The following is a 20,411-nucleotide window of genomic DNA, read 5'->3' as shown; positions in this document are numbered from 1 at the left end:
CTTGTCTAAAGCGGCTTGCCGTTTTGCGGCAGTCTCTGGTTTTCCAGAAGGCTGCCGCTTTTCTTATAGCCGGACTTTGTTCGCCAATGCCCGTATCTTTGTCCGCCCCGGCTTTTCCGGCCTGTTCTTTCCTGCTTTGTCTTTTCCCGTTTTGTCTTTTTCCGATTTGTCTGGACGGAAGGAAGCCGGGCGGATTTTGTCGGGCTTTCGCCTGGAAACCGGAGATGGCGAGCGCTTTTGCCCCGCGCTGGTCTGCCTCTGGGCAAAAATCGGAAACTGGCCAGTGCGCCGCAATCGCTCCAGAAAAGTTCAAAACGATTTAAGTACAGGCAAACTGGCAATAATCATAATGGATTCGTATTAAAAATATCCGTATCGGAGATGGAAGAATTTCACTCTGCTTACCCTGAGCTATCTCCGGGGAATTGAGCGGGTTTTGGTATAATGTCTTCGATAAAGGAAGGTGATTCACTTTGCTTACTGTTTTTGATCATCCGCTGATCAAGCACAAGCTTTCGATCATGCGTGATAAAAACACAAGTACAAAAGACTTCAGAGATAACCTTGATGAAATCGGATCGCTGATGGTCTATGAAATGACCCGCGATCTTCCTCTTCACGACGCAGAAATCGAAACGCCGATTACGACCATGACCGGTCACAAGCTGGCCAAGGATGTCGTTGTCGTGCCGATTCTGCGTGCGGGACTTGGAATGACTCAGGGCATTCTCGATCTGATTCCAACGGCCAAAGTGGCCCACATCGGTCTGTTCCGTGACGAAAAGACGCTGGAACCGCATGTTTACTTTGAAAAGTACCCCAAGAACATGCCGGAGGCTGTGACGATCGTTGTTGACCCGATGCTCGCAACCGGCGGAAGCAGCTGTGCCGCGATTGACATGGTCAAGCGGCAGGGCGCGACCAACATCAAGCTGGTGTGCCTGGTCGGTGCGCCGGAAGGTGTAGCCGAGGTGGAAAAGCATCATCCGGATGTGGACATTTATCTGGCCGCTCTCGATGACCATCTCAATGAGAACGGCTATATCGTTCCAGGACTCGGAGATGCGGGAGACCGTATTTTCGGCACGAAGTAGCCTATGAATCCGATGAAATTCGGCGGGTTTCTCCTGGTCAATCTGCTCGTGTGCATCTGGCTCGGGTATCTGATTGATTCCTGGACGAACATGTCCCCTGTCTGGATTATTGTCTTTACGCTGTATGCGATTATCGGCAGCTTCTTAGTTCTGCTGTATCGCAACAAGAAAAAGACAAGAAGAAATCTTCCGGAAAGGAATAGACGCCATGTCCCCGGATCTTCGGCAGCTTTTCCGCTACAGCGGGAAGGCCACCCTGATTCTTTGTGCCGTCGCGTGCGCAGTCAGTCTTTTCATTGTCCAGGGAAGACAATGGATTTTTGCGCGTTCGCGATTTTTTATGGAGCATTGTGCGCCATGCTTTCCCTTTACATGATTGCCCTCTCGACCCGGAACCTTTCCGGTGCGGACGCGGGCAAGAAGAGCAAAGGCTATGGCTCGTACATGCTTCGGTATCTGATGTATGCCGTCCTGCTTTTTGCGGGGGCTTTTGCAGGTCTTCCCGTACTCGGGCTGATGGCAGGCATCGCAATCCAGAAAGCCACCCTGGTGCTTTACGCCAGGCGCGGCGGAAAGGAGACTGAATGAGCGAAGTCAGTCAGATTGTTTTTCACTTCGGTTCGTTCAACTTCTCCCTGCACCAGTCCATTCTCGTATGGCTTGTGATCTGCCTGATCGTAGGCATTGTCGCCTGGATCGCAGGAAAGAAAATTGAAAAAGCGGACCCGTCCAAAGCTCCAAAAGGCATCGTTTACTGGTCTGAAGAGCTTTACAACCTGTGTCTGTATGTCATTCAGGGCAACCTGAAAGAAACGACCATCCACTATTTGCCGATGTTCGGCACCCTGATGGTCTGCATGCTGCTGTCCAACCTCACCGGTCTGATCGGATTTCAGAACCCGACCTCCAATGTTTCCTTCAACGCAACGCTCGCGCTGATGTTCTTTCTGATGATTCAGTTTCACGGAATCACCAAGGCTGGCCTCAAGGCCCGCTTAAAAGAACTGACCGAGCCGATGTGGCTGCTTACGCCGCTGAATATCATCGGTGAACTGGCCCTGCCGGTTTCGCTGACGATGCGTCTTTTCGGCAACATTCTGGCCGGAACGATTATTTCGCTTCTGATTTACACGCTGATCAAATCGATCGCCCCATGGGGATATCTTGGCCTGACCATTACGCCGTTCCTTCACATGTACTTTGATGTGTTCTCCGGCGTAATTCAGACGTATATCTTCTTTACGCTGGGCACGTACTTCCTCGGTCAGCAGACCGCTGAACAGGAAGACTGATCCTTTGAGGGCTGTCAGGACTGCACAAACACGGGCAGACATACGACAGTACACATACAGAAAAAGCGCACAGCTTTATGGCTGTGCATGAACCGCCCGGGATCGCGCTTTCGATCCCCATCCATTTAATTTGAAAAGGAGAATACAGTTTTATGGAATTCAATGCAGATTTCGTAAGAGGAATGGCCTGCCTGGGTGCCGGCATCGCCATGATCGCTGGTCTTGGCCCTGGTATCGGTCAGGGTATTGCCGCTTCCAAAGGTGCGGAAGCCGTAGGCCGCAACCCGGATGCTTCCGGTAAAATCCAGTCCATCATGGTACTGGGTATCGCGCTGGCTGAAACCACAGGTATTTACTCGCTGATCATCGCCATTCTGCTCATCTTCGTGAAGGGCTAGGCCGCTGGTGAGATCCGATGATTGATTTCAATATTGATAACTACCTGCGGATTTCCTGGCAGGATGTTCTGCTGGTATGCATTTCATCACTCATCATCGTTCTCTTCTGCAAACATTTTTTCTGGGATAAGATTCTGGCCTTTATCAACAAGCGTCAGAAACTGATTCAGGACAACATCGACAGTTCCGAGACGCTGAAAAAGAAGCGCTTCAGGAAAAGGAAGAATACGACCGTCAGCTCGCTGCTGCGGGCAGCCGTGCCAATGAAATCATTGACCAGGCAAGACGCGAAGCGCTGGTGGAAAAGGATTCGATTCTGGATCAGGCACAGAAACAGGCTTCCAACATAGAACGGGCGGCCAAGGAAGACATCGAAAGGAACGCCTGCGTGCGCAGGGCGAAATGAAAGCCGCTATTACCGATGTCGCCATTGCCGCTGCCGGACAGATCCTGGATTCGGAAATTGATGCCGATAAACAGAAGAAGATTCTGGACGATCTGATTGATGAAGCAGGTGAAGGCAAATGGTAGATACCGCCCTTCCTTATGCTCAGGCTCTGATTTCTCTTGCCCAGGAAAATCATGAGGAAGATGCCGTTTTCCATGACCTTGAGCAGATGGAAACGGTGATGGATGAAAACCCGGAGCTCGAGCCCTGGCTTTCTCATCCTGCAGTCCCCTCTGCCCAGAAAGAAGCTCTGCTTCTGGAGCTCTTTCAGGATGGTACCCATCCCGTATTTGGGGACTTCCTTAAAATTGTCAGCCGTCATTCGATGAGCGGACACTTAAGAAAAATCGCAGAAGATTACCGGGCTTTGCTCGACGAACTGCACAACATTCAGAACGTGTACGTGACGTCGGCCGCAAAGCTGGATGAAAACCAGAAAGAACGGCTGAAAGCCGCTCTCAAAAGAAGCTTGGCGCGGAAATCCGCCTGAAGTGTTCAGAAGATCCGTCTCTGATCGCGGGCATGATTATCCGTACCCCTGATGCCGTGCTCGATGCGAGCTATCAGGGCAAGCTGGAAAGAATGAAAGAACAGCTTTTGAAAAGCTGAAGCAGGTGATGTGTATGAGTTTAAATCCCTCCGAGATTTCAAAACTGATCAAAGCACAGATCCGGAACGTTGATAAAGAAGTCGAGATGAACGAAAGCGGAACGGTACTGAGTGTCGGCGACGGAATCGCCAATGTCTATGGACTGAAAAACGCGATGATGTCGGAGCTGCTCCTCTTCCCGCATGATGTCTACGGCATGGTCCTCAACCTCGAAGAAGATCAGGTCGGCGTTGTACTGATGAGCGACAACCCGGACATCAAGGAAGGCGATACCGTAAAACGCACCGGTCATATTGTCGAAGTGCCGGTCGGCGACGGCATGCTTGGCCGCGTAGTCAACGCGCTGGGCGAACCGATCGACGGCAAGGGCCCGATCGAAGGCACACGTCTTCGCCCGGTTGAGCGCGTAGCGCCCGGCGTAATGACCCGTAAGAGCGTATCCGTTCCTCTGCAGACCGGTCTGAAAATCATCGACTCGATGATTCCAATCGGCCGCGGTCAGCGTGAGCTGATCATCGGCGACCGTCAGACCGGTAAAACCGCGATCGCGGTCGACACGATCATCAACCAGAAAGATCAGAATGTGCTTTGCATTTATGTCGCAATCGGTCAGAAAGCCAGTACGGTAGCCCAGATTGTCGAAAAGCTGAAACAGCACGGCGCCATGGACTACACGACCGTTGTCGTATCCACGGCTTCCGAAGCGGCGCCTCTGCAGTACATTGCGCCGTATTCCGGCTGCGCCATCGGCGAAGAGTGGATGGAGCAGGGCAAGGACGTACTGATCGTCTACGATGATCTGTCCAAGCACGCGGTAGCGTACCGCGCCATGGCGCTTCTGCTGCGCAGACCGCCAGGACGTGAAGCGTACCCCGGCGACGTCTTCTATCTCCATTCCAGACTGCTCGAACGGGCAGCCCGTCTGAATGAAAAGCACGGCGGCGGATCTCTGACCGCGCTGCCGATCATTGAAACGCAGGCCGGCGATATTGCCGCCTACATTCCGACCAATGTAATTTCCATTACCGACGGTCAGATCTTCTTAAAGACCGACATGTTCAACGCCGGTCTTCGTCCAGCCGTTGACTCGGGTCTTTCCGTATCCCGTGTCGGATCCGCTGCGCAGGTTAAGGCCATGAAGCAGGTATCCGGCTCGCTGAAACTGGAACTGGCTCAGTTTGCGGAAATGGAAGCCTTCTCCAAATTCGGTTCCGACCTCGATGCCGCTACGGCCGAAGTTCTGAACCACGGCAACCGTCTGACGCGTCTGCTCGTTCAGAAGCAGTACTCGCCAATGCCAATGCCGGAAGAAGTCCTTTCTCTGTTCTCGGGCAAATATAAATTCCTTAAGGATATCCCGGTGGATTCCGTTGAAGACTTCGAAGAAAAATGCTTCTGTTCTTCAAGTCCGAACATCCGGAAATCCTCGAAGAAATCGCCGAGAAAAAGCTCTGGATGATGATCTGACCAGCCGCATCAAAGCGCTGATGAACGACTTTCTTGCGGACTATAAAGTAAAGGCAGGCCTCTAGTATGGCAGCCAGCAAGCAGGCGATTAAAAGCCGGATTGCTTCGGTTCGCTCAACTAAGAAAATCACCAACGCCATGCAGATGGTCGCCAGTGCCAAGCTCAACAAAACCCGTTCCGCCATGGAGCGCAACCGTGAATACGCCAACGCCCTGCAGGAAATGCTGGCGGTGGTACTCGCCCACGCTGATTCCGGAGCGCCGTATCTGAAGGAAGATAAAAACAAGCCGTCGTTTCTGTTTGTGATCACTTCGGATATGGGCCTCTGCGGCGGCTACAACGCCAACGTACAGCGCCTGTTGACCGAGTGCGTAAAAAACGGCGATCAGATCGTCATGATCGGATCGCACGGCGTCTCGTATGCAAACAGCCGCAATATGGAACTGTTCGGCCGTCTGGTTGACATGAGCGAGGAAGATGCGTATGCAGAACTTGCCCGCTATGCCGATCTGGCGCTGAAAGAATACGACGAGGGAAAAGTCGGTGCCATTCGGGTTCTCTATACCCGCTATGTCAATACGCTGACGTTCGAGCCGGAAGTACTCACCCTGCTTCCCCGCAGAAACCGGAAAAGTCCGAAGAGGAGTCGAAGGTGCATGCGGAAATGCTCTTTGAGCCTGGCAAGGAAGAAATGCTTGCGCAGCTGATTCCGATGATCGCAAAATCGGTTCTGTATTCCAAATACATGGAAAGCAAGACCAGCGAGCAGGCCAGCCGGCGCATGGCCATGGAAAGCGCGACCGACAACGCGGAAGAACTCGAAGAGAAACTCAACCTCGAGTACAACCGTGTCCGCCAGAGCGCCATCACCCAGGAAATTACAGAAATCGTTGGCGGTGCCAACGCCCTGAAGTAGAAAGGACGCAAATCGCTTATGGATGCGAAAGACGAAACAAAAATACCGGGGTCGTAACCCAGATTGTCGGCCCTGTAGTCGACATTCGGTTTCCCGACAGCAAGCTTCCGGATCTGCTTACCGCAATCAAGATTCCCAAATCCGACGGGACTTCGCTGACCGTTGAGGTTTCCCAGGGAATTGGCAACGACCTCGTTCGATGCATTGCGATGGGCAGCACCGACGGACTCGTCCGCGGCATGGACGCCATCGATACCGGCAAGCCGATTCAGGCACCGGTCGGTGAGGAAGTGCTTGGACGCATGTTCAACGTGCTCGGAGAACCGATTGATGAACTCGGACCGGTCAATGCCAGACAGACCATGCCGATTCATCGTCCGGCTCCAAAATTTGACGAGCAGTCGACGACATCGGCTGTTCTTGAAACCGGAATTAAGGTTATTGACCTGCTGACTCCGTACGCCCGAGGCGGTAAAATCGGCCTCTTCGGCGGTGCCGGTGTCGGCAAAACCGTACTGATTCAGGAGCTGATTCACAATATCGCTTCGGAACACGGCGGCAAATCCGTCGTTGTCGGCGTAGGGGAGAGAACCCGTGAAGGCAACGACATGTACTACGAAATGAAAGACTCCGGCGTTCTCGATAAAACCGTACTCGTTTACGGTCAGATGAACGAATCCCCAGGCGCCCGTATGCGCGTAGGCCTGACGGGTCTGACCATGGCGGAATACTTCCGTGATGTGGAACATCAGGATGTTCTTCTGTTTATCGATAACATTTTCCGTTTTACCCAGGCGGGATCCGAAGTATCCGCTCTGCTTGGCCGTGTTCCTTCGGCCGTAGGCTATCAGCCGACGCTGGCGACCGAAATGGGTCAGCTGCAGGAGCGTATCACTTCGACGAAGGAAGGATCCATCACTTCGATTCAGGCGGTCTATGTACCGGCCGATGACCTGACGGACCCGGCTCCGGCGACAACCTTCTCCCATCTGGATGCCAAGACGGTACTTGACCGTTCCATCGCGGCGCTGGGTATCTTCCCGGCGGTGGATCCGCTGGAATCGAGTTCGCGTATGCTGGATCCGATCGTAATCGGCGAACGTCACTATAAAGTGGCGCGAGGCGTACAGGAAATTCTGCAGAAATACAATGAACTGCAGGATATCATCGCGATTCTTGGTATGGACGAACTTTCCGAGGAAGACAAGAAGATCGTTAACCGCGCACGCCGCGTTCGTAACTTCCTTTCTCAGCCCTTCCACGTAGCGGAAGTCTTCTCCGGTATCAAGGGAGTCTATGTACCGCTTGAAACCACGATCGACTCCTTTGAAAAACTGCTTTCCGGCAAGTACGATGACCTTCCTGAACAGGCCTTCATGTTTGTCGGCTCCATTGAGGAAGCGGTTGAAAAAGCCAGAAAGATTGAGGAAGAATCCAAGTGATCAAACTGCGTGTAGTCACGCCGAACGGCCGCTATCTGGAAGAAACGGTTTCAAGCATTCACGCCAAAAGCGTGCTGGGCGAATTTACGATTCTGCCCAACCATGTTCCCGTCGTTTTTCTCTCGTTCCCTGCAAGCTGGTCATTCATGTCGCCTCCGGACAGGAGCAGGTGTACGCCATTTCCGGCGGCATTCTCCAGTTCTACGGCGATGAAGCCAGACTGCTGACGGATGCTATTGAAGGCAAGGCGGAAATCGATATTCCGCGTGCCAAAGCGGCTTTGGAAAGAGCCAGAAAACGCATGGAGAAACAGGGAGATCTCGATCAGATGCGCCGGGCCGAACTGGCCATGCGGCGTGCGATCAACCGTCTGTCGGTTACCGATTCTCTCTAAATCAGAATTCTTTATAGATCAGGAGCTTTTTCTGTTCGCATGCCGGGAAGAAAAAGCTCTTTTTCCGTTTGTCTGCCTGATTCATGGATCCGTTAATCCTCTTCGCCGGACTGGCCGCAGGTCGGCATGGCGAGCCGGATCCGCTGCGCAGCGAAGAAAGAAGCGAAGAAAGAAACGAAGGGGGAAATGAAGGCACAATACATTAGGTGGTGAGGCTCGTAATTAAAAATTCAGGGTACAGCTTAAAGCTAGCTGTACCCTGAATTTTTGGACTACGAAAAATGGGAGCGGCTTGAAAGCTACGGTCCCAAGTTTGTGGAGAATATTGTTCAGGCGGCGCCAGAGATCTTCTGATGGAGAGCATGCGGAGAATGAGCGAGATGAGAATCGTCGCTCACGTCCATGACGAGGTGATCATTGAAGCTGATGAAAGAAATTCGGTTGAAGAAGTCTGCAAGCTGATGAGCGGAGTGCCTGACTGGGCTGAAGGGCTGGTGCTGAATGCGGATGGTATGAGTGCTCGTTCTATAGGAAGGACTAAAACAAGCTCAGGTATGGTTACATGTACCTGAGCTTGTTCATAGGGAGCGAAAAATAAAGAATGAAACAATGTTACACTATTCTTAACAGTTCAAATCAAAAACAAGTGGATGAAGGGAGAGGATACGCTTTGGAAAAACTGATTGAATTCAGACGTTATCCTCTCGATATGATCCTGGATAAGCTGTTGATTGATAAGACGACAGGCAAGCGAATCATCTGGCAACGGATGGCTACAGTGAATATGGAAAGAATTACTGCGATCGTTTTGAAATTACTCCTGGTGCACTGGCCGGAATTAATCCGGTCCTCATTCAGCCAAGAGCATTTAAAGCACTTGAAACGCAGCAGCAACGGACCAAATCGAAGGCAGAAGTGTTCACTCCATCCTGGATCGTCAACAAAATGGTGAATCACCTCGATGAAGAATGGTTCGGAAGTCCTGACGTATTCAATGTTGAAAAAGATCAAACCTGAGAGACAAAAACCGAAAAGATCGATTTCAAAGGTAAGAAGTGGAAAGACTACGTTGACCGATCCGTTCTTGAAATCACCTGTGGCGAAGCACCATTCATCGTTTCCCGATACAACGCCTCAACCGGAGAGATCATTCCTGTTGAAGCGCGAATTGGGATTCTTGATCGAAAGCTGCGGGTTGTGACCGAGAACACAGACAATGAAGAAGACTGGATTAAGTGGGCGACGCGCGCCTATGAAAGTGTGTACGGCTATGAGTACCAGGGCGACAATTTACTCATTGGCCGTATCAACCTGCTCATGACCTTTGTTGACTACTGCCAGAGCATTTGGGACAAAGAAGTCGATAAGGATCTTCTTACTGTAATCACAAACATCATCACTTGGAATTTCTGGCAGATGGACGGCTTGAATGGAACTGTCCCATTGGGTGTTCCGCAGCCGGTCTTTGAGCAGATGACCCTTTTCGATATTGAAGACAAACCAGAAGAAAAAGCTCCACTTTGTAAAGTACGAAAGTGGAGAGCGAAAAAACGATTCGATACAAAGAGATTGAAAGGAAAGAAGGAATAGATATGAGCCAGAAAAAGTTTGATGTAGTGATCGGCAAAAAGCTATATCAAGATGGTATCGCTAAACAGATTAGGACACCTTTTATATCAAAGGGACGAATAAACCAATCTTTATATTGTTGTTAACAGGGGCCGGTTCTGCAGAAACCTTCTGCGGAATCGGCCAATTTCGTCTTGTGGGCTTTTGTCATACCGGTCAAAATACAAGTGTTGAATTGAATTTAAAAATCAGGACGTGAACGATGAGGAGGCTTGAATTATGACTATGCAGATGAAACAGATCGATAACAAAAATGAACTCCTCAGAGATGACCTGAAAACCACGATCAAAAAAGGCAGCAAAGTTTCAATTGCTGCAGCTTATTTTTCGATTTATGCCTTCAGAGAACTGAAGAAGGAATTAGGCCAGATCGATGAGCTTCGTTTTATTTTCACCTCCCCACCTTCCTTCCAGATGAAAAAGGAGAGAAAAAGCCCAAAGAGAATTTTATATTCCCAAATTGAACCGAGAACGAAATCTATATGGAACAGAATATGAGATCAAGCTGCGCAACGAAATGAATCAAAAGGCTATTGCTAAAGAATGCGCCGACTGGATTCAGAAGAAATGCAAGTTCAAATCGATGACCGGAAACGAAACAATGTCCGGAAATATCATTGTTTCTGCTCCCGGAGAAGAAGATCAGGTCTATTTTCCAGTCAATGCATTCTCGACTGCTGACCTGGGCTGTGAACGGGGTAACTATGCGTTCAATATAACCACAAAAGCAGATACTCCATTTTCGACATCTTACCTGCAAAACTTCAATTCAGTCTGGAGCGACGATTCCAGAGTCCAGGATGTAACAGATGAAATCGTCCAGAGCATATCCTCCGCTTATGTCGAGAATTCACCGGAGTTCATCTATTACGTCATCCTGTATAACATCTTTAACGAATTTCTGTCGGACATCTCTGAAGACGTTCTCCCCAATGAAGCCACTGGATTCAAGCAGAGCAAAGTCTGGAATATGCTTTATGACTTTCAGAAGGATGCGGCTCTGGCAATCATCAACAAGCTGGAGAAATATAACGGCTGCATCCTGGCAGACAGTGTCGGTCTGGGAAAAACCTTCACAGCCCTGTCTGTCATCAAGTACTACGAGAATCGCAATAAGAGCGTTCTTGTCCTTTGTCCGAAGAAATTGTCCGCCAACTGGAATACCTATAAAGATAATTACGTAAACAACCCGATTGCGGCTGACCGATTAAACTATGACGTTCTCTATCATACGGATTTAAGCCAATGTCATTAAGTTAAGATTTCTCAGACCACATCAGCGTTAAGCAGTGATGTGGTCTTTTTCTACTCTTCAAGTCAAATCTCGAATGATTCGAGTTTTTCACTTTTTCTAAAAATCTATTGACAAATTTCTGCCGCCGCGCGTCTGCTTCGCAGCCGATGGGGAGAACTTAAAGGAGTTTTCCCTATGACTGCTATCGCCAAAGAATGTTCTTTCTTCAGAAACACCTTCCTCAATATCATCAGCTCAGAAACGGCGAACCCTGCCAATTTTACTTCTCAGTCCGCCTTCACCCGTAAGCGGCAGATTGACCTGCATGAGCTTGTCCTTCTTCCGTTTCAGCTGACAGAGGAATCCCTCGCTGCTTCCTTTCCCTGGATCCTGTTTAAGGGCGGATCATCTGTTTCAGCCTCTGCTGTGTCTCAGGCCCGTTCCAAAATCAACTCTTCACTTTATAAAAACGTCTTCAATCGGTTTAACAAGGCAACTTCCAGCTCTGATGTTAAAACCTTCAAGGGTTATCGCCTCCTCGCTGTAGATGGAAGCGAGATTCAAGTTCTTCCTGAACAGGACAATGACATCACCTATGGCGCTTCTAAAAAGGCAAGAAGAGGCACTTTGTTCATTTGAATGCCGAATTCGACGCCCTCAACTCCGTCTTTACTGACGCGCTGCTTCAACCCGGCTCTGAGAAGAATGAAGATTCAGCTCTTCTTGAACTCGCTCAGCGTTCTTCATTTCAGAAAGCCATCTTCATCGCTGATCGGGGATACGAAGCTCTTATGTCTTTCTATCGCCTGCAGAAGGAACATGTCCCTTTTGTCATACGTATCAAAGACGAGACATCATCTACAAGCATTCTCAAGTACTATAAGACTCCCGAGTCAGAAGAGTATGACATTCCTTTCAATGTGATTCTGACCAGTAAAAACAACAGGCATGTCAAAGACCATTGGGATGTCTATAAGTACATCTCTTCGTACAGGAAGCAGCCTGAATTTGACGGTCAAACGACTGAACTCCCTTTAAATATCAGGGTTGTGAGGTTCAAAGCTGCCTGCGAAGGGAATGAATCATTCATTACCGTCTGCACCAATCTGTCGGAAGCTGAGTTTGGGACCGAGGACATCAAGCAGATCTACCGTCTGCGCTGGCAGGTTGAAGTCGGCTTCAGGGGACTGAAACGAAACACCGATCTTGAATGGACTCATTCAAGGAAGCTTGATCTGGTCCAGGCAGAGATCTATGCCAAAATGACTCTCTACAATCTTTGTTCCCGTTTGCGCAACAAGGTAGAAAGATCTCGTCAGCACCAGAAGCGCATCGCTCAGGCCAAAAAGCACAAGCAGAAGGCAGATTTCGGATTCATCATCAAAACGATTCAACAGTGGCTGTTCAAAAAGCCAGAATCAGCTTGAGTACACTGGAAGATCTTCTTCTGGCCAGGATATCTCCGATCAGAGAAGGAAGAGCTGATACCAGAAAGAAGAAGTGACAGATTTGAAAACCGAAAGTCATCAGGATGATTTTTTCAACAGGTAGAAAATCATCCTTTTCGTCATGCCTGAGACGCAAAATATAAGAAATAACAACGCTCATGAACAGGGTATACGATTTTTATCCCTCCTTAACTTAATGACATTGGGATTTAAGCAGAAAAAAGGCCTGTCCAACGGTCTGGATCTTGGCCGGCTCAACTGGGGCAACTACGATCTGGTCGTGATTGATGAATCACACAATTTCAGAAACGGCATTGGAACTCATGCCAATACCCATGAGAATCGCTATCAGATGTTGATGGACAAAGTGATCAAAGCCGGTGTCAGAACCAAAGTGCTGATGCTGAGCGCGACTCCTGTCAATAACAGATTTACCGATCTGAAGAACCAGCTTGCCATTGCTTATGAAGGCGAATCGGAACAGCTGGATGAAAAGTTGAATACAATCAAGACAATCGACGAGATTTTTCACAGGCACAAAAAGCGTTCAAAACCTGGAGCGAACTTTCACCTCAGTCCCGAACAACCGACACGCTGCTGGGAATGCTTGATTTTGATTTCTTTGAGCTTCTGGACAGCGTGACCATTGCAAGATCCAGAAAGCATATTGAAAAGTATTACAACACAGAAGCGATTGGCAAATTCCCAACACGGTTGAAGCCAGTTTCCCTGCGGCCCAGTCTGACGAAAAAGAAGAACGCCATCAACTATTCGGAAATTTATGAAACTCTGAACCAGCTGCTTTTGACGGTCTATACTCCATCAAACTTCATTTTCCCCAGCAAGCTCCATAAGTACGCAGAGCTCTCAGGCGGCGGTGGCAATAACCTGACCCAGATTGGTCGGGAGCGCGGAGTTCAGAGACTGATGAGCATTAACCTTCTGAAGCGGCTGGAAAGCTCTGTTCACTCTTTTTATCTGACTGTGAACAAGATTCTCCAAACGATCAATACCAGCATCGAGAAAGTCAACCGATTTGAGGCAGCAGGTATTGGCAGCGTAAAAGAAGCTGAAACAGGCGACACTTATGACTTTGATATCGACGATACCAATGAGGACATATTTACCATAGGCGGAAAAGTCGATATTGATCTGCGGGATATGGATTACAAATCCTGGCGCGAAGAACTGCAGCAGGATCGGGATACCCTGGAACTGCTCATTTCCATGGTTCAGGATATTACCCCTGAATATGATCTCAAGCTGCAGACACTCGAGCATCTAGTGGAAGAAAAAATCAGCCATCCAATCAATCCGGGAAACAAGAAGCTGCTCATCTTCTCGGCATTTGCAGATACTGCAGAATACCTTTACGAACAGCTCGCCCCTGTATTGAAGAGAAAATACGGTCTGAATACAGCAATGGTCACTGGCTCTGTTGAAGGAAAGTCAACCATCAAAGGACTGAAGCCAGAACTGAATAATATTCTGACTTGCTTCTCACCAATTTCAAAAGACAGAGATGTACTGATGCCAGGATCAACGGATGAGATTGACGTTCTGATCGCCACCGACTGTATCTCTGAAGGTCAGAATCTTCAGGACTGTGACTATCTGGTGAACTATGACATTCACTGGAATCCGGTGCGCATCGTTCAGAGATTTGGCCGTGTTGACCGCATTGGAAGCAGGAATGAGTTTATCCAGCTTGTAAACTTCTGGCCAGATATGGAATTGGATGACTATATCAACCTGAAATCCAGAGTTGAAACGCGGATGAAGATCTCCATCATGACATCCACAGGGGATGATGATCTGATCAACGAAGAAGAAAAAGGTGACCTGGAGTATCGGAAACAGCAGCTTAAAAACTCCAGGAAGAAGTTGTGGACATTGAAGACATGTCCAGCGGCGTTTCGATTATGGACCTTGGGTTAAATGAGTTTCGAATGGATCTTCTCGAATATGTTAAGACTCATCCGAGTCTGGAAAACAAGCCTTACGGACTTCGCGCCGTTGTCGCAGCCAGTAAAGACAATCCAGAGGGCGTGATCTTCATCCTTCGAAACGTCAACAACAATGTGAATATCGACAACCGCAACCGAATCCATCCCTACTACATGGTCTATATGGGTGAAGATGGAGAAGTGGTCTGTGATTATCTGAATCCTAAAAGCCTGCTGGATCGCGTGAGACTTCTTTGCAGAAACAAAAGTGAACCAATTGTATCGCTCTGTCAGAAAGTCAATAAAGAAACAGACGATGGAAAAGACATGTCGGATATCTCGATGATGCTGAATGAATCAATCTCATCCATAATTGACCTGAAAGAAGAAAGCGACCTGGACAGCCTTTTCTCTGCAGGAGGCACTTCCGCCCTTCTTTCAGATGTAAGCGGTCTCGATGATTTTGAACTGGTCTGCTTTCTGGTTGTGAAAAAGGAGGATGACTAATGCTCGGCCTGCCAAAAACAACAGAATTCAATAAACGAATTCCAAAGAAGAAATTCTACGAGCAGCTTGAGGTTACTCCTGAGACTAAGCGGGTCTTTGTCGACCAGATCAAAAACATTATCTGGAGAAATAAGATCGCTCCATCCACTGCCAATATTGCTGCTGGCGAGAAAGTGAATGAAATCGAAGTTTTTGAGGTTCAGTTAGCCTCTAAGGATCTCGATGAAAAAGTCCTGAAACTGATCGACCAGGGAATTCCCTATCACATTGTTTTTGTTCTCCATCATGAAAAGCAGATCCAAATCTGGACAGCATTCAAGGAAGCAAAAACAAAGAAGAGACGGCCTACAAGGTAGCTGCCTACTACCATACGGATTGGATGCCTGAAGACTCTTTCAGCGTTGAACTCAAAGGCATAAATATGAACCAGATTTATGAAAGTCTGGTAAGGGAGATTGCTGGCGATTCACTGTTAGGCAATGAAGAAGAAAGCCTAGAAGAATCTGTCGATCGGACAAATGAAATAAAATACCTGGAGAAAAAGATCGAGAAACTGCAGGCAAAGATGAGAAAGGAAAAGCAGTTCAATAAAAGGTGAAACTCAATGATGAGTTGAAGCATCTGAAATCAGAATTGCGTAAATTTGAATATGGAAAAGATGAAAATGGAGACTGCCGATTTATTTGAATCAAATGTTAAAAAGATTGGCGATCTTTTTCCAGAAGCCATAACTGAATCCTTTGATAACGAAGGAAAAACCCGAAAATCTATAGATTTTGAAATACTGAAAGAATTGCTCTCAGGAAGTATTGCTGAAGGAAACGAGACATATACTTTTACCTGGCCAGGAAAGAAGAAAGCATTAGCGCAGGCTCATTCCCCGATTCGAAAAACGTTGCGACCTCTACCTGAAGAAGGAGTGGATTGGGAACATGCTAAAAACCTATACATTGAAGGGGACAATCTGGATGTTCTCAAACTTCTCCAGGAAAGTTACTTAAATCGAATCAAGATGATCTATATTGATCCTCCCTATAATACGGGACACGATTTTCTCTACAGAGATACATTTGAATCTTCAAAAATACAGTTTGAGGAAAAGATAGAAGCTGTCTCAGAGGATAGAGACCGACTGATCCGAAATTTGGAGACCAACGGTCGGTTTCATTCAGACTGGTGTTCAATGATATACCCGAGACTGATCTTGTCTAGAAATCTTCTGACTGAAGATGGTGTGATTTTTATCAGCATTGACGATAATGAGCAGGAAAATTTAAGGAAGATTTGTGATGAAGTTTTCGGTGAACAGAATTTTGTCGCTCAGCTTATCTGGGAAAGAGCTTATGCTCCGAAAAATGATGCAAAGTACATTTCGAATAGTCATGACTACATTCTTATGTACTCAAAAAATCTGGATAATTTTAAAATAGGACGTCTTCCGCGAACGGAAGAAGCCAATGCACGTTATGCGAATCCAGATAACGACCCTAGAGGACCGTGGAAACCAAGTGATCTGTCGGTAAAAACCTATAATGCTGAATCTGACTATCCAATCACCCTGCCTTCCGGCAGGGTGGTAGAGCCTCCAGCAGGACGCTGCTGGAGTCTCTCCAAAATAAATTTTGGAGAGACTCCAGGATAACCGCATCTGGTTTGGAGCCAAAGGAGATTCCGTTCCCAGTATGAAACGATTTCTTTCTGAGTTGAAATTTGATGGAATGGCTCCCACTTCAATTATGTTTTACAAAGATGTCGGTCACAGTCAGGAAGGTGCGAAAGAAACATCTGCATTATTGGGTGGTGGATACTTCGATGGCCCAAAACCAGTCAGACTCTTGAAACGGTTGATGACGCTTGCAAACCTGAAAGAAGATTCGATTGTATTAGATTTCTTTTCTGGTTCAGCCTCTCTTGCTCAGGCAGTGATGGAAATAAATCGTGAAAGTGGCAAGACAATCCAGTATATCTTGGTTCAGATACCAGAAACAGTAGATTCCAAAAGCAAAGCCTATGAGGCGGGTTATCGAACGATTTGCGATATAGGAATCGATCGAATCAAGAAGGCCACAGGTAAGATTTATAAAGATAATACTCTACTTGGCGAAATTGTTCCTGGTTTTCGTGTCTTTGAGCTGGCTAGTTCGAACATGAAAGATATTTACTACTCTCCAAACGACTACCAGCAATACTTTCTCTCAATGACTGAATCCAATATAAAGGAGGATCGTACGGACCTGGATCTTCTTTTGGTTGTCTTCTTGATTGGGGTCTGGAGTTATCAAAGCCCTACAAATCAGAAGAGATCACTGGTGTCTCTGTTCACACCTATGATGAAAATGCTTTGGTGGCCTGCTTTGCAGAAAACGTTCCTGAAGAAGTGGTTCGAGAGATCGCTAAACGTCAGCCGCTTCGCGCTGTTTTCCGGGACAGCAGCTTTGGAGACGATGCCGCTAGAGTAAATGTTGGAGAAATCTTCAAACTTCTCTCACCGGATACAGAAGTCAAAGTGCTGTAGGTGACTTTTATGAAGATCAAATATAAGCACCAAAAATTTCAGGCAGATGCTGCTAAGGCAGTCGTTGATGTTTTCAAAGATCAGCCATATTCAACCCCTCCTATATGATCGACCAGGGTAAAAGAGACCTTACTCTGTTCGAGAATTTAGAGGGGTACGATGATTCGATGGGATGGAATAACGCTAAAATCATCCCAGCTCTTTCCGATAAGATCATCCTGGATAGAATCAACAAAATCCAGAGAAATGGGCAGATAAAGCCTTCAGATAAACTAGTCGATCGCTCTAACGGCTATAACCTGTCAATCGAAATGGAAACAGGTGTCGGTAAAACATACACCTACATTAAAACAATGTATGAACTAAACAAGGCCTATGGCTGGAGCAAGTTCATTGTTGTGGTTCCAAGCATCGCAATTCGTGAAGGTGTCTACAAAAGCTTCCAGACAACTCAGGACCATTTCGCTGAAGAATATGGCAAGAAGATCCGCTTCTTCGTCTATAACTCTTCACAGCTTTCTGAGATTGATCATTTTGCTTCTGACAGCTCGATCAACGTCATGATCATCAATGCCCAAGCATTCAACGCTACAGGCAAAGATGCCAGACGCATTTATATGGAATTGGATGAATTTCGTTCACGCCGCCCCATTGATGTGATCGCAAAGACGAATCCAATTCTGATTATTGATGAGCCGCAGTCGGTTGAGGGAAGAAAACGAAAGAGAAGCTTAAAGAATTCAATCCTTTGATGACTCTTCGTTATTCTGCTACTCACAAGGATCCTTACAACATGATTTATCGGCTGGATGCGATTGAAGCTTATAATCAGCGTCTGGTAAAGAAAATTGCTGTAAAGGAATCTCTGAAACAGGAACAACAGCAACAAACAGTTTTGTTTACCTGGAAGGCGTGAATGTCTCCAAGAAAAACCCAACCGCGACCATTCAATTCGATGTAAAGATGAAGAATGGAACAAAACCCAAAAGCCGAATCGTTAATGAAGGAGATAATCTCTTTGAATATTCTGGCGGGCTGGAAGAATACCGGGATGGTTTTGTCGTAAAGAGAATTGATGGCCGGGATAACCACATTGAGTTTCTCAATGGCCTGACCCTATATGCGGGAGATGTTGTTGGGAAGATTGATGAAGATCAGCTGCGCAGGATCCAGATTCGCGAAACCATTCTGACTCATCTCGAAAGAGAGCAAGAACTTTTCTACAAAGGAATCAAGGTTCTGAGTCTTTTCTTCATCGATGAGGTGGACCATTACCGAATCTACAACAAAGTTGGTGAAGCGGAGAATGGCAAGTTTGCCGATATGTTTGAAGAGGAATATGACATTGCTGTCAGTGCTCTTCGGGAGCAGCTTGATGATCAGGATGAATATGCCAAATATCTTGATGCCATTACCGCTTCCCAGACTCACTCCGGTTACTTTTCCATCGATAAAAAGGTCACCTCTCAAATGGAAAGATCAACAAACGTGAAGGGGTGTCAGAAGATACATCAGCCTATGATCTGATCATGAAGAATAAAGAGCTTCTGCTGGATCGTGATCCAAAGAAATCACCTGTTCGTTTTATTTTTCCCATTCCGCGCTGCGTGAAGGATGGGACAACCCGAATGTTTTTCAGATCTGTACGTTGAAACAAAGCAGCAGCGAGATCCGAAAGCGTCAGGAAGTCGGACGTGGTCTTCGTCTTTGCGTTAATGATAATGGAGAACGAATGGACGCGAACGTTCTGGGAGATGATGTTCAGAATGTGAATCTGCTGACTGTAATTGCTTCTGAAAGTTATGACTCTTTTGCCAAAGGACTTCAGTCAGAAATGGCAGAAGATGTTTCCGACCGTCCACGCAAAGTTACCACAGATCTCTTTGCCAATAAAATCATTCGCGATGTGAATGGCGATGAACAGGTTGTTACGCCCGACCTGGCGCGAATCATTTACAACAACATGATTCGCAATGATTACATCGATGATGAAGGTGTTCTTACAGACAAATACTATTCAGACAAGAAAAATGGAACAGTCCAGGTTCCGGAGAAGCTGAAGGACAGTCAGGACTCTATCGTTAAGATTCTCGATTCCATTTATGATCCGCGTGTAACGACTCCAGAAAATGGACGATCGAATAATGTGACTTTGAAGGTTGATAAGAGAAAACTGGCGTCTACAGAGTTTAAGAATCTGTGGAAACAGATTAATCAGAAAACGATTTATACAGTGAACTTTGACTCGGATGAACTTGTCGAAAAATCAATCGCTTCCCTGGATGAACACCTGCAGGTAGCAAAGGTATTCTTTCGAATTGAAACAGGAAGGATGGACCACATTGAGGATCGTGAACAGCTTGCAACGGGTCAAGCATTTGCTAAGGATCAAACCAGAAATATCAAAATTTCAGCTTCATCTTCCCAGAACGTGAAATATGATCTGGTTGGTAAAATCGTAGAAGACACCGGATTGACTCGAAAAACGATTATTCGAATCCTTCAGGGAATTAAGCCTGAAACGTTCAATCAGTTCAAAGAGAATCCGGAAGATTTCGTCATTAAGGCATCGTCTTTGATCAATGATCAAAAGCCACAGCAATCATCCAGCACATTACCTACGATCTGCTCGATGAAGCTTACGATACAGATATCTTCACGGATGCGACAATCAAGGGTCAGCTTGGCAAGAATGCCATGAAAACTCAGAAACATCTTTTTGATCATCTGGTTTTCGATTCGGATAATGAGAAGAAGTTTGCGTCTGACCTGGACACCAGTGATGAAGTGGCTGTTTATGTTAAACTGCCGAATTCATTCTTTATCTCCACACCAGTTGGAAAATACAATCCAGACTGGGCGATTGCTTTCTATGAAGGAAACGTCAAACACATTTATTTCGTCGCGGAAACAAAGGGGTCCATGAATTCTTTGCAGCTGCGAGAAGTTGAGAAATCAAAAATTGAATGTGCCAGAGAGCATTTCAAAGCAATTTCTGGAAAGAATGTCGTTTACGATGTAGTTGACAGCTACCAGTCACTGATGGATAAAGTGATGAAATAACAACCAA

General features: G+C 47.1%; 29 protein-coding genes and 4 pseudogenes. All 33 read left to right on the top strand.

What is annotated here, in order from left to right:
• Nucleotide 1 precedes the first annotated feature (1 nt).
• A complete protein-coding gene (locus KWG61_RS14580; protein WP_230267215.1) occupies nucleotides 2-364 on the top strand; it encodes a hypothetical protein in 363 nt (120 codons plus the stop codon).
• Nucleotides 365-473: 109 nt separating this feature from the next.
• The gene (gene upp, locus KWG61_RS14575) at nucleotides 474-1,094 is read left to right on the top strand and encodes a uracil phosphoribosyltransferase (protein ID WP_230267216.1); all 621 of its coding nucleotides are present in this window, start codon (nucleotides 474-476) and stop codon (nucleotides 1,092-1,094) included.
• A 3-nt stretch (nucleotides 1,095-1,097) separates the two neighbouring features.
• Nucleotides 1,098-1,235: pseudogene (locus tag KWG61_RS17845) on the top strand (AtpZ/AtpI family protein); the annotation flags it as partial.
• 216 nt (nucleotides 1,236-1,451) lie between these two features.
• Nucleotides 1,452-1,682 carry a hypothetical protein gene (locus tag KWG61_RS14570; RefSeq protein ID WP_242744437.1) on the top strand — a complete coding sequence of 77 codons (231 nt, stop codon included), beginning with the start codon at nucleotides 1,452-1,454 and terminating at the stop codon, nucleotides 1,680-1,682.
• Complete coding sequence (locus KWG61_RS14565) at nucleotides 1,679-2,386, top strand: FoF1 ATP synthase subunit a (protein WP_230267219.1); 708 nt, start codon at nucleotides 1,679-1,681, stop codon at nucleotides 2,384-2,386. The genes KWG61_RS14570 and KWG61_RS14565 overlap by 4 nt, the downstream gene beginning before the upstream one ends.
• Before the next feature lie 152 nt (nucleotides 2,387-2,538).
• Nucleotides 2,539-2,784, top strand: coding sequence for an ATP synthase F0 subunit C (atpE, locus tag KWG61_RS14560; protein ID WP_230267220.1), 246 nt, complete (start codon nucleotides 2,539-2,541; stop codon nucleotides 2,782-2,784).
• A gap of 17 nt (nucleotides 2,785-2,801) precedes the next feature.
• Nucleotides 2,802-3,134 (top strand): ATP synthase F0 subunit B, encoded by a 333-nt coding sequence (locus KWG61_RS14555; protein ID WP_242744436.1) that lies wholly within the window; start codon nucleotides 2,802-2,804, stop codon nucleotides 3,132-3,134.
• Nucleotides 3,135-3,186: 52 nt separating this feature from the next.
• The gene (locus KWG61_RS16590) at nucleotides 3,187-3,315 is read left to right on the top strand and encodes a hypothetical protein (RefSeq protein WP_256460714.1); all 129 of its coding nucleotides are present in this window, start codon (nucleotides 3,187-3,189) and stop codon (nucleotides 3,313-3,315) included.
• Nucleotides 3,309-3,841: pseudogene (locus tag KWG61_RS14550) on the top strand (F0F1 ATP synthase subunit delta). Before KWG61_RS16590 ends, KWG61_RS14550 begins: the two are co-directional and overlap by 7 nt.
• Nucleotides 3,842-3,855: 14 nt before the next feature.
• A pseudogene (gene atpA, locus KWG61_RS14545) lies at nucleotides 3,856-5,374 on the top strand (F0F1 ATP synthase subunit alpha).
• A 1-nt stretch (nucleotide 5,375) separates the two neighbouring features.
• Complete coding sequence (locus KWG61_RS14540; protein WP_242744434.1) at nucleotides 5,376-6,017, top strand: F0F1 ATP synthase subunit gamma; 642 nt, start codon at nucleotides 5,376-5,378, stop codon at nucleotides 6,015-6,017.
• Nucleotides 6,002-6,226, top strand: a complete 225-nt coding sequence (locus tag KWG61_RS14535) for a FoF1 ATP synthase subunit gamma (protein ID WP_367614221.1) — start codon at nucleotides 6,002-6,004, stop codon at nucleotides 6,224-6,226. Before KWG61_RS14540 ends, KWG61_RS14535 begins: the two co-directional genes overlap by 16 nt.
• Nucleotides 6,227-6,237: 11 nt before the next feature.
• Complete coding sequence (gene atpD, locus KWG61_RS14530; RefSeq protein ID WP_242745725.1) at nucleotides 6,238-7,668, top strand: F0F1 ATP synthase subunit beta; 1,431 nt, start codon at nucleotides 6,238-6,240, stop codon at nucleotides 7,666-7,668.
• Nucleotides 7,665-7,895 carry a hypothetical protein gene (locus KWG61_RS17840; protein ID WP_367614220.1) on the top strand — a complete coding sequence of 77 codons (231 nt, stop codon included), beginning with the start codon at nucleotides 7,665-7,667 and terminating at the stop codon, nucleotides 7,893-7,895. Before atpD ends, KWG61_RS17840 begins: the two co-directional genes overlap by 4 nt.
• The gene (locus tag KWG61_RS14525; protein WP_242744433.1) at nucleotides 7,838-8,062 is read left to right on the top strand and encodes a F0F1 ATP synthase subunit epsilon; all 225 of its coding nucleotides are present in this window, start codon (nucleotides 7,838-7,840) and stop codon (nucleotides 8,060-8,062) included. Before KWG61_RS17840 ends, KWG61_RS14525 begins: the two co-directional genes overlap by 58 nt.
• A gap of 371 nt (nucleotides 8,063-8,433) precedes the next feature.
• Nucleotides 8,434-8,634, top strand: a complete 201-nt coding sequence (locus KWG61_RS14520) for a hypothetical protein (protein WP_230267227.1) — start codon at nucleotides 8,434-8,436, stop codon at nucleotides 8,632-8,634.
• 98 nt (nucleotides 8,635-8,732) lie between these two features.
• A complete protein-coding gene (locus tag KWG61_RS14515; protein ID WP_230267228.1) occupies nucleotides 8,733-9,014 on the top strand; it encodes a hypothetical protein in 282 nt (93 codons plus the stop codon).
• Nucleotides 9,015-9,259: 245 nt separating this feature from the next.
• Nucleotides 9,260-9,652, top strand: coding sequence for a hypothetical protein (locus tag KWG61_RS14510; RefSeq protein ID WP_242744432.1), 393 nt, complete (start codon nucleotides 9,260-9,262; stop codon nucleotides 9,650-9,652).
• A 258-nt stretch (nucleotides 9,653-9,910) separates the two neighbouring features.
• Nucleotides 9,911-10,189, top strand: a complete 279-nt coding sequence (locus tag KWG61_RS14505) for a hypothetical protein (protein ID WP_242744431.1) — start codon at nucleotides 9,911-9,913, stop codon at nucleotides 10,187-10,189.
• 19 nt (nucleotides 10,190-10,208) lie between these two features.
• A complete protein-coding gene (locus KWG61_RS14500; RefSeq protein ID WP_242744429.1) occupies nucleotides 10,209-10,946 on the top strand; it encodes an SNF2-related protein in 738 nt (245 codons plus the stop codon).
• 174 nt (nucleotides 10,947-11,120) lie between these two features.
• The gene (locus KWG61_RS14495; RefSeq protein WP_242743450.1) at nucleotides 11,121-11,564 is read left to right on the top strand and encodes a hypothetical protein; all 444 of its coding nucleotides are present in this window, start codon (nucleotides 11,121-11,123) and stop codon (nucleotides 11,562-11,564) included.
• A complete protein-coding gene (locus KWG61_RS14490) occupies nucleotides 11,561-12,352 on the top strand; it encodes a transposase (protein WP_242743451.1) in 792 nt (263 codons plus the stop codon). The genes KWG61_RS14495 and KWG61_RS14490 overlap by 4 nt, the downstream gene beginning before the upstream one ends.
• A gap of 217 nt (nucleotides 12,353-12,569) precedes the next feature.
• Nucleotides 12,570-13,016 carry a hypothetical protein gene (locus KWG61_RS14485; RefSeq protein WP_242744427.1) on the top strand — a complete coding sequence of 149 codons (447 nt, stop codon included), beginning with the start codon at nucleotides 12,570-12,572 and terminating at the stop codon, nucleotides 13,014-13,016.
• On the top strand, nucleotides 12,977-14,311 hold the full coding sequence (locus tag KWG61_RS14480) for a C-terminal helicase domain-containing protein (protein WP_242744425.1): 1,335 nt from the start codon (nucleotides 12,977-12,979) through the stop codon (nucleotides 14,309-14,311). The genes KWG61_RS14485 and KWG61_RS14480 overlap by 40 nt, the downstream gene beginning before the upstream one ends.
• Complete coding sequence (locus KWG61_RS14475; protein WP_242744423.1) at nucleotides 14,260-14,826, top strand: hypothetical protein; 567 nt, start codon at nucleotides 14,260-14,262, stop codon at nucleotides 14,824-14,826. The genes KWG61_RS14480 and KWG61_RS14475 overlap by 52 nt, the downstream gene beginning before the upstream one ends.
• A pseudogene (locus tag KWG61_RS14470) lies at nucleotides 14,826-15,424 on the top strand (DUF4391 domain-containing protein). Before KWG61_RS14475 ends, KWG61_RS14470 begins: the two are co-directional and overlap by 1 nt.
• Before the next feature lie 66 nt (nucleotides 15,425-15,490).
• On the top strand, nucleotides 15,491-16,468 hold the full coding sequence (locus KWG61_RS14465; RefSeq protein ID WP_242744421.1) for a site-specific DNA-methyltransferase: 978 nt from the start codon (nucleotides 15,491-15,493) through the stop codon (nucleotides 16,466-16,468).
• 40 nt (nucleotides 16,469-16,508) lie between these two features.
• On the top strand, nucleotides 16,509-17,285 hold the full coding sequence (locus KWG61_RS14460; RefSeq protein ID WP_242744419.1) for a DNA methyltransferase: 777 nt from the start codon (nucleotides 16,509-16,511) through the stop codon (nucleotides 17,283-17,285).
• 160 nt (nucleotides 17,286-17,445) lie between these two features.
• Nucleotides 17,446-18,093, top strand: a complete 648-nt coding sequence (locus KWG61_RS14455) for a DEAD/DEAH box helicase family protein (RefSeq protein WP_242744417.1) — start codon at nucleotides 17,446-17,448, stop codon at nucleotides 18,091-18,093.
• A gap of 41 nt (nucleotides 18,094-18,134) precedes the next feature.
• Nucleotides 18,135-18,257, top strand: a complete 123-nt coding sequence (locus tag KWG61_RS16585; RefSeq protein WP_256460713.1) for a hypothetical protein — start codon at nucleotides 18,135-18,137, stop codon at nucleotides 18,255-18,257.
• Nucleotides 18,254-18,868, top strand: coding sequence for a hypothetical protein (locus KWG61_RS14450; protein WP_242744415.1), 615 nt, complete (start codon nucleotides 18,254-18,256; stop codon nucleotides 18,866-18,868). Before KWG61_RS16585 ends, KWG61_RS14450 begins: the two co-directional genes overlap by 4 nt.
• Nucleotides 18,869-19,073: 205 nt before the next feature.
• Entirely contained in the window at nucleotides 19,074-20,042 is a 969-nt protein-coding gene (locus KWG61_RS14445; protein WP_242744413.1) for a hypothetical protein, read from the top strand.
• Complete coding sequence (locus KWG61_RS14440) at nucleotides 20,039-20,404, top strand: hypothetical protein (RefSeq protein ID WP_242744411.1); 366 nt, start codon at nucleotides 20,039-20,041, stop codon at nucleotides 20,402-20,404. Before KWG61_RS14445 ends, KWG61_RS14440 begins: the two co-directional genes overlap by 4 nt.
• The last annotated feature ends 7 nt before the right edge of the window (nucleotides 20,405-20,411 follow it).

The organism is Allobaculum sp. Allo2 (genome assembly GCF_022701175.1).
GTDB classification, from domain to species: domain Bacteria; phylum Bacillota_I; class Bacilli_A; order Erysipelotrichales; family Erysipelotrichaceae; genus Allobaculum; species Allobaculum fili.
This window is presented reverse-complemented; position numbering and strand designations above follow the sequence as displayed.

Bases quoted from the DNA above. Each gene is read 5' to 3' on its own strand.
- KWG61_RS14570 (WP_242744437.1), top strand. From the start codon at position 1,452: ATGCTTTCCCTTTACATGATTGCCCTCTCGACCCGGAACCTTTCCGGT.
- KWG61_RS14565 (WP_230267219.1), top strand. From the start codon at position 1,679: ATGAGCGAAGTCAGTCAGATTGTTTTTCACTTCGGTTCGTTCAACTTC.
- atpE (WP_230267220.1), top strand. From the start codon at position 2,539: ATGGAATTCAATGCAGATTTCGTAAGAGGAATGGCCTGCCTGGGTGCC.
- KWG61_RS14555 (WP_242744436.1), top strand. From the start codon at position 2,802: ATGATTGATTTCAATATTGATAACTACCTGCGGATTTCCTGGCAGGAT.
- KWG61_RS16590 (WP_256460714.1), top strand. From the start codon at position 3,187: ATGAAAGCCGCTATTACCGATGTCGCCATTGCCGCTGCCGGACAGATC.
- KWG61_RS14540 (WP_242744434.1), top strand. From the start codon at position 5,376: ATGGCAGCCAGCAAGCAGGCGATTAAAAGCCGGATTGCTTCGGTTCGC.
- KWG61_RS14535 (WP_367614221.1), top strand. From the start codon at position 6,002: ATGCTTGCGCAGCTGATTCCGATGATCGCAAAATCGGTTCTGTATTCC.
- KWG61_RS14520 (WP_230267227.1), top strand. From the start codon at position 8,434: ATGAGCGAGATGAGAATCGTCGCTCACGTCCATGACGAGGTGATCATT.
- KWG61_RS14505 (WP_242744431.1), top strand. From the start codon at position 9,911: ATGACTATGCAGATGAAACAGATCGATAACAAAAATGAACTCCTCAGA.
- KWG61_RS14500 (WP_242744429.1), top strand. From the start codon at position 10,209: ATGAATCAAAAGGCTATTGCTAAAGAATGCGCCGACTGGATTCAGAAG.
- KWG61_RS14495 (WP_242743450.1), top strand. From the start codon at position 11,121: ATGACTGCTATCGCCAAAGAATGTTCTTTCTTCAGAAACACCTTCCTC.
- KWG61_RS14485 (WP_242744427.1), top strand. From the start codon at position 12,570: ATGACATTGGGATTTAAGCAGAAAAAAGGCCTGTCCAACGGTCTGGAT.
- KWG61_RS14480 (WP_242744425.1), top strand. From the start codon at position 12,977: ATGCTTGATTTTGATTTCTTTGAGCTTCTGGACAGCGTGACCATTGCA.
- KWG61_RS14465 (WP_242744421.1), top strand. From the start codon at position 15,491: ATGGAGACTGCCGATTTATTTGAATCAAATGTTAAAAAGATTGGCGAT.
- KWG61_RS14460 (WP_242744419.1), top strand. From the start codon at position 16,509: ATGAAACGATTTCTTTCTGAGTTGAAATTTGATGGAATGGCTCCCACT.
- KWG61_RS14455 (WP_242744417.1), top strand. From the start codon at position 17,446: ATGATCGACCAGGGTAAAAGAGACCTTACTCTGTTCGAGAATTTAGAG.
- KWG61_RS16585 (WP_256460713.1), top strand. From the start codon at position 18,135: ATGATTTATCGGCTGGATGCGATTGAAGCTTATAATCAGCGTCTGGTA.
- KWG61_RS14445 (WP_242744413.1), top strand. From the start codon at position 19,074: ATGGACGCGAACGTTCTGGGAGATGATGTTCAGAATGTGAATCTGCTG.
- KWG61_RS14440 (WP_242744411.1), top strand. From the start codon at position 20,039: ATGAAAACTCAGAAACATCTTTTTGATCATCTGGTTTTCGATTCGGAT.